The sequence below is a fragment of the Natrinema salsiterrestre genome (assembly GCF_029502005.1).
Classification (GTDB): Archaea; Halobacteriota; Halobacteria; order Halobacteriales; family Natrialbaceae; genus Natrinema; species Natrinema salsiterrestre.
The window spans coordinates 107,892-121,727 of record NZ_JAMQOT010000007.1; the positions used below are offsets into that span (position 1 = coordinate 107,892).

Below are 13,836 nucleotides of genomic sequence, written 5' to 3' on the forward strand. Positions count from 1 at the left end.
TACGAATCGGTGACTATCGCTCGAATGTCTGACCAGCCCTCCTATTCGACGGCCGAGATACGGACGATCGCGCTCGCAGTCATCGCCGGCGTCTTCTTCGGCGGTGTCGCGACGGGGGTCGCCTTTCCGACGCTACCGCTGCTCGACGAGAAACTCGTGATCAGCGCCGTCATGCTGAGCGTGATCCTCTCGGCCAATCGGATCGCGCGATTGTTCATGAACACGCCGGCCGGGACGATCATCGACCGGGTGGGCGCGCGGAAACCGATGATCTTCGGGCTGTTCACCCAGGCGTTGGCTCCCTTCGGGTACGTCGTCGGCCTCCACACGCCGCCGACCGATCTCGGCACGGTGCCGCTGCTCGGCGACGTGTCGCTCCCGGGCGTCGTCTTCGTCCTGGCCCGGCTGTTCTGGGGCGTCGGCAGCGCGTTCGTCTTCATCGGCGCGTTCGCGACGATCACGTACGTCACGACGTCGGACAACCGGGGCCGGTGGGTCGGCTATATGCGCGGCGGCCAGTCGCTCGGCTTCCCGACGGGTCTCGTCGTCGGCGGGCTCCTGACCGATCTCGCCAGCATGCAGACCGCGTTTCTCACTGCCGGCGTGCTCGCGCTGATCGCCGGCACCGTCGCCACGCTCGTCCTGCCGGACGTCCACGGCGGCGCCGAGGGCCGTGCCGCGAAGCTCCGGGAAGTCCCCTCCTTGCTCGCCGGCAACCCGACCGTCGTCCTGATCGGCTACGGTAACTTCACCGTGCGGCTCCTCTGGGGCGGCATCATCCTCTCGACGCTGGCCCGCTACGCCAGCGACTCCGGCCTCGAGCTCTCGGTCCTCGGTGCGGCGGGCATTAGCGGCATCGTGATGGGACTCGGCGTGCTCACCGCGGGGTCGATGACGGTCGTCACCGGCTGGGTCTCGGACATGGTCGACGATCGGACGCTGCTGACGGTGCCCGCGTTCCTTGCGATGGGTGCGGGCTTCCTGATCATCGCCTACGTGCCGACGATCGAGGCGCTGCTCGGCGCGATCGTGCTCGTCGGGGGCGGGATGGGCGCCGCCGCACCGGCGATGCTCGCGATCATGGGCGATCTCACGCCCGGCGACGAACTCGGCCGAATGGGCGGGGTCTATCAGGTGATGGGCGACGTCGGACTCAGCCTCGGCCCGCTCGTCGCGATTCCGGCGGTCGATCTCTGGTTCGGCTACCAGCTGACGTACGTGCTCTGTGCCGCGCTCGTCTTGAGCTGCCTGACGATCGTCTCGCTCCCGCTGTTGCGGAACCCCGAGGTCTCGAGAGCGGGCGTGAAAGCGGACTAGCGCTCGGCGGGGGAGCCGTCGACCGACGCGCTGATTCGATCGCCGGCGAGAATCACGGGGCGCGACCGAGCGCCGTTTGGGGAAGCTTTGATAGCCGGCGACGCCTATTGTCACACAATGACTCGCATACAGGGAACGGCGGCCCGCGTCCGTCCGTGGCTCCCCGCGGTCGTCGTGGCGCTGGCCGCGGGAGTCGCCGCCGTTGGGGGATCGTACCTCTCCGTCGGCCGACGGCCGGCGTTCGTCGCGACGCCGATCGACAGAGTCGTCGTGACGGTCAGTCCCGAGGCGCTCGTGACGTTCGCGATCACCGAGCTGGGGACCCTCGGCCATCGATTGGCGTTCCTGACGGCCATCGCACTCACGTGCATCCTTTTCGGACTGGTCGCGTTGCCCGGCGTGGTACTCCTCCGGGGCCGCGGCCCGGTTCCCGTCGTGTCGTCTCTCCGAGGTGGCAGGCCCGCCGTCGGCGTGGTCGCGGGGACGCTGCTGCCCGGTGCGATCGCGTACGGAGTAACGGGGTCGCCGGTGTCGAGTGCCGGCACCGCGGCGGGGGCCGGTCTCGTCCTGCTGGCAACGGCCGGAACGGCCGAACTCGTCGCGGGTGAGGACGTCACCCTCGAGTCGCTCGGCCGGCGGCGCGTTCTCGGAGCCGTCGGATCGGCGATCGGCGTGAGCGCGCTCGGCCTCCTCGTTCGCGGCACCGGCGAGGAACCGTTCCCCTCCGGCCTCGAGATCCCCGAGGACGCTCGGCCCGCGGTTCGAGAGTCACTCGCACAGGCGGAAGACCGGTCGCTCGCCGTCGAGGGACTCGAGCCGCTGGTGAGCACGGACTTCTACGAGGTCGACATCGCCAACGTGAATCCCGCCGTCGACCGCGCGGAGTGGTCGCTCTCGATCACGGGGGCCGTCGAGGAGGAGGCGGAGTACGACGCCGCGGACATCGAGGACATGGCGCTCGAGGACCGGTTCGTCACGCTGCGGTGCGTCGGCGACCAGCTCAACGGCCGGCAGATGGACACCGCCCTCTGGAGCGGCGTGCCGGTCCGACGGCTCCTCGAAGCGGCGAATCCCGACGGCGACCGCGTCGTCCTGCACGGTGCCGACGGCTACTACAACGAGTTCCCGCTCGAGGCGCTGTGGCCGGGGCTGTTGGCGTACCGGATGAACGGTCGCCCGCTGCCGCGAGCCCACGGCGCTCCGCTGCGCGCGCTCGTCCCGGGCCACTGGGGCGAGATCAACGTGAAGTGGCTCACCGAGATCGAGGTTCGCGATGAGGACACCATGGGCTACTGGGAGTACCGCGGCTGGCACGGCACGGGTCCGGTCGAGACGGTCGCGAAGCTCTGGCAGGTCAACCGTCTCGGCGGCGGCCGCTTCGAGGTCGCCGGTCACGCGTACGCCGGTACCAGGGGTATCGAGGCGGTCGAGGTCTCGACCGACGGCGGCGACACCTGGGTCGCCGCCGAACTGTCCGAGCCACTTCCGGGAGAGGACGTCTGGCGGCAGTGGCGCCGCGAATACGGGGCGACCGGGACGCACGAGGTGATCGTCCGGGCCCGCGACGGCAACGGGGACCTCCAGATCCCCGAGGAGGACGGTCCGAAACCCGACGGCGCGACGGGTTGGGTTTCGAAAACTGTCGGGTCGCAGTGAGCGCCGGACCGTCCTCGAGGGACGTCCCTCCGGGGACGAAACCGGGCGTTCCGCCACGATCAGCCTCCGCTTCCTTTCCGTCCGATCGCGTCTCCGAACGTGGCCGAATCTGAATAACCGGAGAACATAGCCGTCAGAGTGAGCCACTGACTATCCGCCGCTTCTGAAAAAACCGCCGACATCCATGTGGAAAAAACATGAACGTTTATGTGGGTATGTAGGGATGATAGCAATGGACAAGAGTCCTTGAGTACAGATGACACGGGACACTATCGATAGGCGTCGGGTGCTTACAGGTGCTGGTGTAGGAATCGCTTCAGCGATGGCGGGCTGCTTGGGTGGTGGTGGTGGCGACGAGGGTGACGGCGAAGTCCACTTCATCACCGACTACTACAACGACTCCTGGGAACCCCTCTGGGGCGACCTCGAGTCGGACTTCGAAGAGCAGACTGACATCCAGATGAACATCGAGGAGGGCGGAATGTCCGGTACGCAGGAGGGCCGGCTGGCCCAGCTGATCCAGTCGGGCAACCCGCCGGACGCGAACACCTCCACGTTCGACCAGGTGGCCGACATCTGGGCGACCGACCAGCTCGAACCGGTCAACGACGTGGTCTCGGCGATCGAGGAGGTCAACGGGGAGGTGATGACCGGCGGGGCGTTCCTCGGCGGCGACGACTACTATCAGGTCCCCCACGGCCAGTACATCTCGAACTTCCAGTACCGGGCGGACATCTACGACGATCTCGGGCTGGAGGAACCGGAGACGTTCCAGGACGTCCTCGACAACGCCCGAGCGATCGACGAGTCGGACGAACACGACGCGCGCGGCTACGGCCTGGCCGGGATGCCGACCGGCAAGAGCCAGGACGAGTTCCAGGTTCTCCTGTCGAGTGCCGGCGTCTCCGGGCTCGGGATCCGCTGGAGCGATCCCGAAGCGAGAGACGAACTCGAGGTATACTTCCCCGAAGAGGAGGTGACGATGGTCCTGCAGTACATGAAGGACCTCGCGCAGTACTCGCCGGACCCGACCAGCATCGGCTGGGCCGAGTCGCTCGGCGGGTGGGTCCAGGGCCAGTACGCTCAGTGTTACCACCTCAACGCCTGGCCGGTCGGTGTCACCGCGCTCACGGCCGAGGCCAACGACAGCGACGCCCTGCGCGGGCTGGCCGAGGCCACCCAGATTAGGGCGTATCCGACCTGGAGCGAGATCGACAAGGAAGAGAACTGGCTCTCCTCCCCGGCCCCCGACGGCTACCACCTCTTCGCGAGCGCGGAGAACACGTCGGAGGCCAAGGAGTGGTTCGAGTGGCTCTACGCCGACAGCATGGAGCGGACGGTGAGCTTCTACGAGGCGGATCCGGGTCGGTTCCTGCCGACCTACGGCGACGTACTGGATTCCGACGCCTTCCAGAACCAGGGGATCATGGAGGCCCATCCGCACCTGCTCGAGAAGCTCCAGTACGTCCAGGACGAGATCTGGGGCAACCACTACGCGAACGTCGACGAAGCCGACGTCTCCTCGCCGGAGGCGCTGTACATGCAGCGCCAGTGGTTCTACGGCGAGATGGTCAACCGAGTGGTCACCGACTCCAATAGCGTCCAGGAGGCCTACGAGTGGGGCCGCGGCCAACTCGAGGAGGCTCTCGCGGAGGCCAAAGAGCAGTTCTCGTAGTCGGTCTCGGACGGGCCGGCTCTTCGTTTGATCGCGTTCGTGCAGGGCGAATCGGGTATGAATAACCGTGAGATTAACAAGCATAGATGCAGAGGAGACGTATATATGGCTGGTGAGACTGGAGAAACGATTCGACCTCGCAGGGAGTTCATCCCGTGGGACGATCTCCCCGTGGAGCGGGAGACCGTCGTCGGGATCGGGACGGTACTCCCCGTCGTCGTACTGTACGTACTCATTGCGGTGCTTCCGATCGCCTTCGCGTTCTGGGCATCGTTACACAACGTTCACACGCTAAACCCGGTGTGGGAGTGGGCCGGCCTCGGTAACTATCGCGAGGTCCTGAACCTCTCCACGTTCCGGGGGTCGCTGATACGCGGTATCATCTACATGGTCGGCAGCACGATCGTACAGCTCGCCGTCGGCCTCTGGATGGCGCTCGTGTTGAATCGCGTCACGCGCGGGCAGAAGCTTCTGACCGCGGTGGTCTTCACGGCGTATCTGATCCCGACGATCATCGTTTCGCTGATCGCGCTTCGGGTGTTCGATCCGCAGGGAGGCGTGTTCCAGATGATCGGCGCCGAGTGGCTCAGTCTGTGGGAGGCCCGGGAAGCCCCGTTAGGATCACAGACGTGGGCGATGCCGCTTTTGATCCTCATCGGCAGCTGGAAGTTCTCCGTCTTCATCACGATCTTCACGCTCGCGCAGCTGCGGGCGATTCCCAACCGCTTCTACGAAGCGGCGAAGGTCTGCGGCGCGAACCGGTGGCAGATGTTCCGGGACATCACGTTCCCGCGCATCATGGGGATCATCCTGGTCGTCGTCCTGCTCCGGTCGATCTTCATGTTCAACAAGTTCGACATCATCTGGCAGCTCACGCAGGGCGGCCCCGGTAACGCGACGACCACGCTCCCCGTGCTCGCCTACAAGACGGTCTACACCGATCAGGCGTACGGACTCGCGAACGCGATCTCCGTCGTCATGTTCCTCTTCCTGTTCGTGGCGGCTGTCGCCTACTTCAAACTCTTCAATCCGAGCGAGGAGGTGGAGACGACCACATGAGTCAAAGCGAACCACCGGGAGGCATCTTCGGCCTCTCATACGACGGCGAGACCAGGATCTTCGAAACACTGAAGCTCATCAGCACGGCGATAATCGTGCTCGTCGGGGCCTGGCCGATCTACTGGGTCACCCAGCTCGCGTTCACCGAGTACGAGACCGTCGAAGACGTGGTGACCGTCTTCCCGACGCCCGACATCTTCACGCTCGGCAATTTCGTCGTCCTGACGCAGCCGAGGATGTACACCTACATCTTCAACACGGTCGTGGTGGCCATCGGGACCATCGTCACCGTCGTCCTCGTCTCGCTGATCGCCGGCTACGGTCTGGCGCGCCTGGAGTTCCCGCAGAAGGAGAACTTCGCGCGGGTCCTCCTGATCGGCTACCTCTTCAGCCCCATCGTCATCGGCATCCCGCTCTACCAGATCTGGCGGAGCATCGGGCTGCTCGGGACCCGCATTGGGCTCATCATCGCGCTGTCGGCCATCTCGATGCCCTTCGCGGTGTGGCTGATGTGGAAGTACATCATGACGATCCCGGAGGCCCACGAGGAGGCGGCGTGGGTCGACGGGGCATCGCGGTGGCGCGGCTTCCGCGACGTCGTCGTCCCCCAGTGCCGACCGGCGATCATCGCCGCGGCGCTGTTCGCCTTCGCGCTCGCCTGGAACGACTTCACGTTCGCGCAGATCCTCCTGCCCCAGACCGACACCACGACGTTCGCTCCCGGCATCCTCCGGGCGATGGGACAGGCGCAGTTCCTGCCGGACGCCTACCTGATGGCGATCTCGCTCGCCATGACGCTGCCACCGCTGCTGTTCGCCTACTTCATGCAGAGCTACCTGCTGAAGGGGTTCCAGGTCAGAGCGCTCTGACCGTGCACCGTATTTATAACTAACACCACGAGGTATCCCAACATATGCCAGACATCGAGATCCGGAATCTGACGAAAGTGTACGAGGAATCGGGTAACAGAATCGTCGCGGTCGACGACGTCGACCTGACCATCGAGGACGGCGAGTTCGTGACGCTCGTCGGTCCCTCGGGCTGTGGCAAGACCACGACGCTGCGCTGCGTCGCGGGGCTGAACAAGCCCACGAGCGGCACGATCAAGTTCGGCGACCGCGACGTGACGGACAAGCCCGTTCAGGAGCGCAACATCGCGTTGCTCTTCCAGGACATCGCGCTCTACCCGCACATGAGCGTCCAGGAGAACATGGCCTACGGGCTCAAGATCACGGGCTTCTCGCGGGAAGAGCGCATCGCCCGCGTCGAAGAGGCCGCCGAGTTGCTCCAGATCACCGACCAGCTCGAGAAGATGCCCGCGGACCTCTCGGGCGGCCAGCAACAGCGCGTCGCCCTCGGCCGGTCGCTCGTGCGCGATCCGGAGGTCTTCCTGTTCGACGAACCGATGTCGGACCTCGACGCCAAGCTCAAGGCGGAGCTGCGGCCGGTCATCGAGAAAGTGACCGACGAGATCGGCTGTCCGACGCTGTACGTCACCCACGACCAGGAGGAGGCGATGACGATGTCCGACCGCGTCGCCGTCATCAACGACGGCCGACTCGAGCAGGTCGCCCCGCCGAAGGAGGTGTACGACGAACCGGACTCGCAGTTCGTCAGTCAGTTCATCGGCCAGCCGTCGACGCAGTTCTTCGACGGGAACATCAGGGCCGTCAACGGCACTGCCGAGCTGGTAGTCGGCGGCTACGAGTACGACCTCGCCCGCGAGGGCCTCGAGGGGTGGGCCGGCGACGACGTCCGGGTCGGCCTCAGGCCGCAGTACATTCGGGTCAGCGACGATCCCGACGCCGGGATCCCGGCGACGCACCTGCTGGACGAACCCCTGGGCGATGCGACGCACAGCTTCTTCGACACCGAGTTCGGCGAGATCGTCGTCGTCACCGACCCGGACTTCGAGGGCAACGGCGAGGAGTACGGGCTCGTCTTCCAGTCGGACTCCATTCAGCTGTTCGACAGCGAGTCCGGCGTCCGGATCGCCTGAACAGGCACCGACTCAGTTCTCCCGTTCGTCGCCCGCTCGAGCCGCTGCACTCGGGTCCACGTCGCTCGAGGCCGCTACGTCCCGATCCGTCGGCGCCGTCGAGCGGACGACGATCGTCCCGGCGGCGAGGTCGCCGAGGCGACGGCCGTCGGTCACCAGCGCCGACAGCAGTCCGATGACGAGCGGCGGGACGCCGAGTAGGTCGACGTACAGGAGGAGGTTCCGCACGGCGCTGGCGCGGTAGGTACACGGCCGGCCGTCCGCCGTGACGACCAGCAGGCCGCGATTTACTTTCCCCGGCGTCCGGCCGTAGCGCCACTCGAAGACGAACGAGTAGCTCGCGTAGAGCGGAACGAGGAAGAGCAGCGACAGGGGGAGGATGTACCCGCCGAGTGCCTCGTAGGGTCCGCTGAAAATCACGCCCAGGACGTATATCAGCGGAAACTCGATCAGGACGTAGCAGACGAACAGATCGATCGCCGCCGCACCGCCGCGGGCGAGCAACACGCTTCGGTCGTCCGCAGTCTCCAGTCGGGGTGCCGGTTGCCGCTGGGTCGGCAGGAACCCGTCCAGTTTCCAGTCGATCACGGTGCTATCGCCCCGCCGTTCATGGGCGACTCATTCGGCAGGACGTACAAAATACCTCCCCCTCGACCGGCCTCGAGAACCGACGTCGGCCACCGTCACTCCATGCTGATGTCCGTTCGGAGCGTCGCGAGGAAGTAGATCAGCAGGAGGAGCGTGATCCCGGCGAACACTTGCGAGTCGACCGACAGGTAGCCGTCGACCCGGTACAGCAGGACGCTGGTAATCGCCAGCACGAGAATGGCACCGCCGGTTCGCCACCGTTCGTAAATCTTCTCGACGGTTATCGACAGCGTGGACTGTTCCACCGCGTCCGACGCCTCGCGGATGTTTTCCAGCCCGCCGCCCTCCGATCGCTGTCGCGTGGTATCTCCACTCATATAGTCGCGATATTCCCAGCCGGGCGTAAATAACTATGGGTGTCAGTGTCACGGGGGGACGTCGCTCCTCCCTTTGTAGCGCCGCGTCTCGCCCGGCCGGTCATCGGACGGGCTTCGGAATCCGTTTTCGACCCATGGGAACCGTCGAGAGAAATGGAGATCCGGAGCGATAGGCTCGTGATCAGTCGTCGAGCGCGTCGATGCGCAGGTCCTCGTCGAACTCGAGGGTGTTCTCGATCTCGGCCTCGTCGACGTCCTCGAAGGCCCAGCGGGCGATCGAGCGGCGGTGGACCTCGTCGGCCCCGTCGACGATGCGGAACGCGCGGACGTTCTCGTAGAAGTGCGCGATCGGGATGTCCTTCCCGATCCCGTTGCCGCCACAGCACTGCAACGCGAGGTCGATCGTATCGTTGGTGACGTTCGCGGTGAACATCTTCGACATCGCGACCTCGATGCGGGCGTCGCTGCGGTCGAGTTCGCGCGCGGCGTGGCGGACCATACAGCGGGCGGCGTGCAGGCGGGTTTCGGCGTCGGCGATGCGGTGGCGCAGCGCCTGCTTGTCCTCGAGTTTCGAGCCGAAGGCCTCGCGCTCTTGCAGGTAGGCCTTCGCGATGTCGAGCGAGCGCTCGGCCATGCCGGAGTACCGCATGCAGTGGGTGAGTCGACCGCCGCCGAGTCGCATCTGAGCGATCCGGAATCCTTCCCCTTCCTCGCCGAGCGTGTTCTCGACTGGGACGCGGACGTCCTCGAACTTCACTTCGGCGTGGCCGCCCTCGCGCTCGGTGATGCCGTGCCCGCCGAGGTGGGGGATGTTTCGCTGGACTTCGACGCCGTCGGCGTCCCGCGGCACCATGATGATCGAGGTGCCCTCGTAGGGATGAGCGTCGAAGTCGGTTCGAACCATCGCCAGATAGTAGTCGGCACCGAGCCCGTCGGAGGTCCACCACTTGTGACCGTTGATGACCCACTCGTCGCCGTCCTTGACGGCGGAGCTCTGGAGCATCTTCGGGTCGGAGCCGGCACCGACCTTGGGCTCGGTCATCGCGAACGCCGTCTGAATGTCACCCTGCACGAGCGGGCGGAGCCACTCCTCTTTCTGCTCTTCCGTGCCGACCATCTCGAGGGTGTGCATGTTCCCCTCCTGCGGTGCGTTCGCACGAATGGCGAGCGCGCCGATCAGCGAGCGGCCGACCTGTTCGAACGACGGGAGCATGTCGCTGAAGTCCAGCCCCTGGCCGCCGTACTCCTCGGGCACCTGCGGTGCGAACAGGTCCCGCTCCTTGGCCATCTCCCACATCTCGTGGATCTCGTCCATGGTGATCTCCTCGCCCGTCGCGAGCGCCTCGCGCTCGCGCGGGATCACGACCTCGTCCATGAACGCCTCTACGCGGCCCGCAACTTCCTTCGCTTTCTCGGAGTCGTGGTACTCCATACCATTTACGATTGGATACAGCATTGTAAAGCTATAGGTAACTGATCGCATACAATGGCAACCGAGGGGGCTGGCCGCGGCTACGGAATCGGGGCTCGACCGGCCCCTCCGGAGCCCGTCCGTCCGCGACGGACCGTATACCGGCTCAGACCCGCTCGAGAACCGTCGCGACGCCCTGCCCGAAGCCGATACACATCGCGGACAGCGCGGTGTCCTGACCGGTCCGCTCGAGTTCGTGGACCAGTTTCGTCAGGAGCATCGCCCCGGTCGCGCCCAGCGGGTGACCGTGGGCGATCGCGCCGCCGTTGACGTTGACGTCCTCCCACGACGCGCCGGTCTCCTCGAGCCAGGCCGCGACGACCGACGCGAACGCCTCGTTGACCTCGAAGAGGTCGACGTCGCCGACGGTCATGTCGGCCTTCTCGAGGACGTTCTCGGTCGCCGGAATCGGTCCCTTCAGCATCGTGATCGGGTCGACGCCGACGACTTCGGTCTGGCGGATGCGGGCCATGGGTTCCCAGCCGTGTTCCGCGGCCGCCTCCTCGCTGGTGATCAGCAGCGCACAGGAGCCGTCGACGATTCCCGAGGAGTTCCCGGGGTGATGGAAGCCCTCGCCCTCCTCGCGGAAGGACAGCGGGAGTTCGGACAGCGTCTCCGTATCAGTCCCGGGGCGGGGGTGCTCGTCCTGCTCGACGACGACTTCTTCACCGTCGAGTTCGGTTTCGACCGGGACGATCTGGTCGTCGTAGCGGCCGTCGTCCCAGGCCTCCTTCCAGCGGCGCTGGGAGTCGGCCGCGATCTCGTCGAGCTCCGAGCGCGCGAAGCCGTACTCCTCGGCGATGCGTTCGGCTCCCTCGCCCTGATGGGTCACCTCGTCGAAGTGTTCGAAGTACGTGTCCGTGAGGGAGCCTTTCCCGTCGGCTCCGTCGGCCCCGTCCGAGCCCATCGGCACGCGGGTCATGTGCTCGACCCCGCCCGCGACGAGCACGTCGTGCTGGCCGGCCATGACGTTCGCGGCCGCGAAGTTGGCCGCCTGCTGGCCCGAGCCGCACATGCGATTGAGCTGTACCCCCGGCACGATGTCGCCCCAGCCGGCGACCATCGGCGCGAGCCGGGCGATGTTCAGCCCCTGCTCGTCGACCGGCGTGACACAGCCGTAGATGACGTCTTCGATCGTCTCCGGCTCGAACCCGTTGCGCTCGCGCAGCGCCTCGAGCGGTTTCGCGGCCAGATCCTGCGGGTGCGTGTCCCTGAACGAGCCGTCGCGCTTCCCGAAGGGCGTCCGGACGGCGTCGACGATGACTGCGGAGTTCATGACGTGTCTTTGAGTATTCCGTGATCCATCATAGATGTTGTGCATATATTCGTAATTATCCTCGTTGGACTCTTTCAGGCCCGATCGGGTCTCATCCCGGCCGTGGGGTCTGATAGCTCTCCACAATAATTAAGTCAGATACCATAGTATTCGCTCGGGAGATGGATCTCGGAATCCAGGACAGGACCGCCGTGGTCACTGGCGGTGCCGGACGCATCGGAAGCGCCGACTGCCGACTCCTTGCGAACGAGGGCGCGAACGTCATCGTCCTCGACGTGGACGCGGACGGCGCGGCGGAGACCGCCGCGGAGATCAACGAAACGGCCGATAGCGGCGAGGCAATGTCCCTCGAGTGCGATCTGACGGACCGCGAGGACGTCGCCGATTCGATGGCCGAGGTGCGGGACGCCTTCGGCGGCGTCGACATCCTCGTCAACAACGCCGCGATGGTCGACGCCCGCTCGCGCGTCGGCGACTACGACGACGAGATCTGGGACCGCGACGTCGAGATCAACCTGACGGGTACCTACAACATCAGCAAGGAACTGTTCCCGCGAATGTGCGAGCGCGGCTGGGGCCGGATCGTCAACATGTCCTCGATGGCCGGCTGGTACGGCGGCTTCGGCCAGTTTTCCTACTCCGCAACGAAGGCCGCCATGATCGGCGTCGGCCGGACGATGGCGCTCGAGGGCGCGCAGTCCGGCGTCACCTCGAATATCATCGCGCCGAACATCGTCGTCGGCGACTGGGCGGATATGAGTCCCGACGAGCTCCGGGAGAACGTCGACGAGTACTACGCCCGTATCGCCGACGCCACCCCGATGCGCCACCTCGGGACGGAGGAGGACGTGGCCAACATGGTCACCTACCTCTGCTCGGAGCAGGCCTCCTACGTCACCGGCCAGGTGGTCGGCGTCACGGGCGGGATCGACCTGTTCAGCTTCTAGTCGCGGGCCGAACACGCTCGAGGTCGCTCCTCATCGCTCGGGATACTCGTCGTGCCAGGGTCGCCGGCGCTCGAACGCGGCGCTGGCGGCGATGACGTCGTCGTCGGCGTGTCGCTCGCCCGCGATCTGCATCCCGACGGGGAGTCCGTCGACGAAGCCGGCCGGAATCGAGGCCGCCGGCTGGCCGGTCAGGTTGTACGGCTGCGTGAGCACCCACCCGCGGTACGGCTCGATCTCGACGCCGTCGATTTCCTCGGGCTCTTCGCCGTGGGGGAACGGCGTCGTCCCGGCCGTCGCCGTCACGAGGAGATCGTACTCCCCGAACAGGTCTGCCATTCCGTCGAGGACCCGCGTCCGGACGACGTCGGCGCGCTTGTACTCCCGCGTCGTCGGCTCGTCGGCGTCCGTGACGAGGTCGACGAAGTACGGCCGCAGGCGGTCGCGGTCGTCGCCTCGCGGATCGAAACCCTCCTCCTCCAGATTGTCGAGCAGCGACTGCCATCGGACGGTCGCCATCGTGTAGTAGGCGTCCAGTATCTCCTCGTTGTCGTGGCCGAGATCGGGATCGACGGCGTCGACGGTCGCGCCGGCGCGTTCGAACGCGGAGACGGCGTCCTCGAGCGTCTCGCGCACGGCGGAATCGACGGGATAGATCCCCATGTCGGGACTGAACGCGATCTCCAGTTCGTCGATCGGCCGGTCGACCGCGGCGCGGTACTCGCCCCGTTTCGGGACCGAGAAGGGATCGCGCGGGTGAGCGCCCGCCATCACGTCGAGCGAGAGGGCCGCGTCCTCGACCGTCCGCGCCAGCGGCCCGTTCGTGGAGAACGGGGTGTGGCTGGCGTACGCGTTCGGTCGGCTGACGTTCGGGATCACGCCCTGCGTGGGTTTCAGTCCGTACACGCCACAGAAGCTCGCCGGCACGCGGACCGAGCCGCCCGCGTCGGAGCCGGGGGCGAGCGGCACGAGCCGGTCGCCCAGCGCCGCCCCGGCACCGCCGGACGAACCGCCCGAGACGCGGGCGGGGTCGAACGGCGTTCCCGTCGGCCCGGCGACGCGGTTATCGGTCGTGACGCCGAGCCCGAACTCGGGCGTGTTCGTCTTCCCGACGACGATCGCGCCCGCGTCCTTCAGCCGGGCGACGAACGGCGAGTCAGACTCGGCGACGCGGTCCTCGAAGAGCAGCGAGCCCGACGTCGTTCGGACGCCCTCGACGTCGTCTAAGTCCTTGATTGCGACGGGGACGCCGTGCAGCGGCCCGAGCGGCTCGCCCTCTGCGATCGCATGCTCGGCCTCCGCGGCCATCTCGCGGGCCAGGTCGTCCGTGACGGTGACGAACGCGTTCGTCCGATCGTTCCGTTCGTGAATGCGCTCGAGGACGGCGTCGACGACCTCGGTCGGCGAGTACTCGCCGTCGCGGATCGCCCTCGCGAGCCCGGCGGCGGTCACGTGTGTGGGTGATGAAACCATC

At 66.3% G+C, this 13,836-nt stretch carries 12 protein-coding genes; 7 read left to right on the forward strand and 5 right to left on the reverse strand.

What is annotated here, in order from left to right:
• Nucleotides 1-24 precede the first annotated feature (24 nt).
• From NDI89_RS18215 to NDI89_RS18240, 6 genes are all read left to right on the forward strand, one after another.
• The gene (locus NDI89_RS18215; protein WP_277523582.1) at nucleotides 25-1,317 is read left to right on the forward strand and encodes an MFS transporter; all 1,293 of its coding nucleotides are present in this window, start codon (nucleotides 25-27) and stop codon (nucleotides 1,315-1,317) included.
• A gap of 117 nt (nucleotides 1,318-1,434) precedes the next feature.
• Nucleotides 1,435-2,973, forward strand: coding sequence for a molybdopterin-dependent oxidoreductase (locus tag NDI89_RS18220; RefSeq protein ID WP_277523584.1), 1,539 nt, complete (start codon nucleotides 1,435-1,437; stop codon nucleotides 2,971-2,973).
• A 322-nt stretch (nucleotides 2,974-3,295) separates the two neighbouring features.
• The gene (locus NDI89_RS18225) at nucleotides 3,296-4,648 is read left to right on the forward strand and encodes an ABC transporter substrate-binding protein (protein ID WP_277523587.1); all 1,353 of its coding nucleotides are present in this window, start codon (nucleotides 3,296-3,298) and stop codon (nucleotides 4,646-4,648) included.
• A 105-nt stretch (nucleotides 4,649-4,753) separates the two neighbouring features.
• On the forward strand, nucleotides 4,754-5,707 hold the full coding sequence (locus tag NDI89_RS18230; RefSeq protein WP_277523589.1) for a carbohydrate ABC transporter permease: 954 nt from the start codon (nucleotides 4,754-4,756) through the stop codon (nucleotides 5,705-5,707).
• On the forward strand, nucleotides 5,704-6,576 hold the full coding sequence (locus tag NDI89_RS18235; RefSeq protein ID WP_277523592.1) for a carbohydrate ABC transporter permease: 873 nt from the start codon (nucleotides 5,704-5,706) through the stop codon (nucleotides 6,574-6,576). The genes NDI89_RS18230 and NDI89_RS18235 overlap by 4 nt, the downstream gene beginning before the upstream one ends.
• Nucleotides 6,577-6,620: 44 nt before the next feature.
• Nucleotides 6,621-7,706 (forward strand): ABC transporter ATP-binding protein, encoded by a 1,086-nt coding sequence (locus NDI89_RS18240; protein WP_277523594.1) that lies wholly within the window; start codon nucleotides 6,621-6,623, stop codon nucleotides 7,704-7,706.
• 12 nt (nucleotides 7,707-7,718) lie between these two features.
• Here NDI89_RS18240 and NDI89_RS18245 read toward each other — a convergent pair whose 3' ends face one another.
• The 4 genes from NDI89_RS18245 to NDI89_RS18260 all read right to left on the reverse strand — a co-directional run bounded on the left by NDI89_RS18245 (nucleotide 7,719) and on the right by NDI89_RS18260 (nucleotide 11,418).
• Nucleotides 7,719-8,294, reverse strand: a complete 576-nt coding sequence (locus NDI89_RS18245; RefSeq protein ID WP_277523596.1) for an RDD family protein — start codon at nucleotides 8,292-8,294, stop codon at nucleotides 7,719-7,721.
• 95 nt (nucleotides 8,295-8,389) lie between these two features.
• Nucleotides 8,390-8,671 carry a hypothetical protein gene (locus NDI89_RS18250; protein WP_277523598.1) on the reverse strand — a complete coding sequence of 94 codons (282 nt, stop codon included), beginning with the start codon at nucleotides 8,669-8,671 and terminating at the stop codon, nucleotides 8,390-8,392.
• Between the two features lie 181 nt (nucleotides 8,672-8,852).
• Nucleotides 8,853-10,103, reverse strand: a complete 1,251-nt coding sequence (locus NDI89_RS18255) for an acyl-CoA dehydrogenase family protein (RefSeq protein ID WP_277523600.1) — start codon at nucleotides 10,101-10,103, stop codon at nucleotides 8,853-8,855.
• 145 nt (nucleotides 10,104-10,248) lie between these two features.
• Entirely contained in the window at nucleotides 10,249-11,418 is a 1,170-nt protein-coding gene (locus NDI89_RS18260; protein ID WP_277523603.1) for a thiolase family protein, read from the reverse strand.
• A 161-nt stretch (nucleotides 11,419-11,579) separates the two neighbouring features.
• Here NDI89_RS18260 and NDI89_RS18265 point away from each other — a divergent pair, with 161 nt between their 5' ends.
• Nucleotides 11,580-12,365 (forward strand): SDR family NAD(P)-dependent oxidoreductase, encoded by a 786-nt coding sequence (locus tag NDI89_RS18265; RefSeq protein WP_277523604.1) that lies wholly within the window; start codon nucleotides 11,580-11,582, stop codon nucleotides 12,363-12,365.
• A gap of 30 nt (nucleotides 12,366-12,395) precedes the next feature.
• On the opposite strand, the gene NDI89_RS18270 is transcribed toward NDI89_RS18265, so the two are convergent.
• Complete coding sequence (locus NDI89_RS18270) at nucleotides 12,396-13,835, reverse strand: amidase (RefSeq protein ID WP_277523606.1); 1,440 nt, start codon at nucleotides 13,833-13,835, stop codon at nucleotides 12,396-12,398.
• Nucleotide 13,836 lies beyond the last annotated feature (1 nt).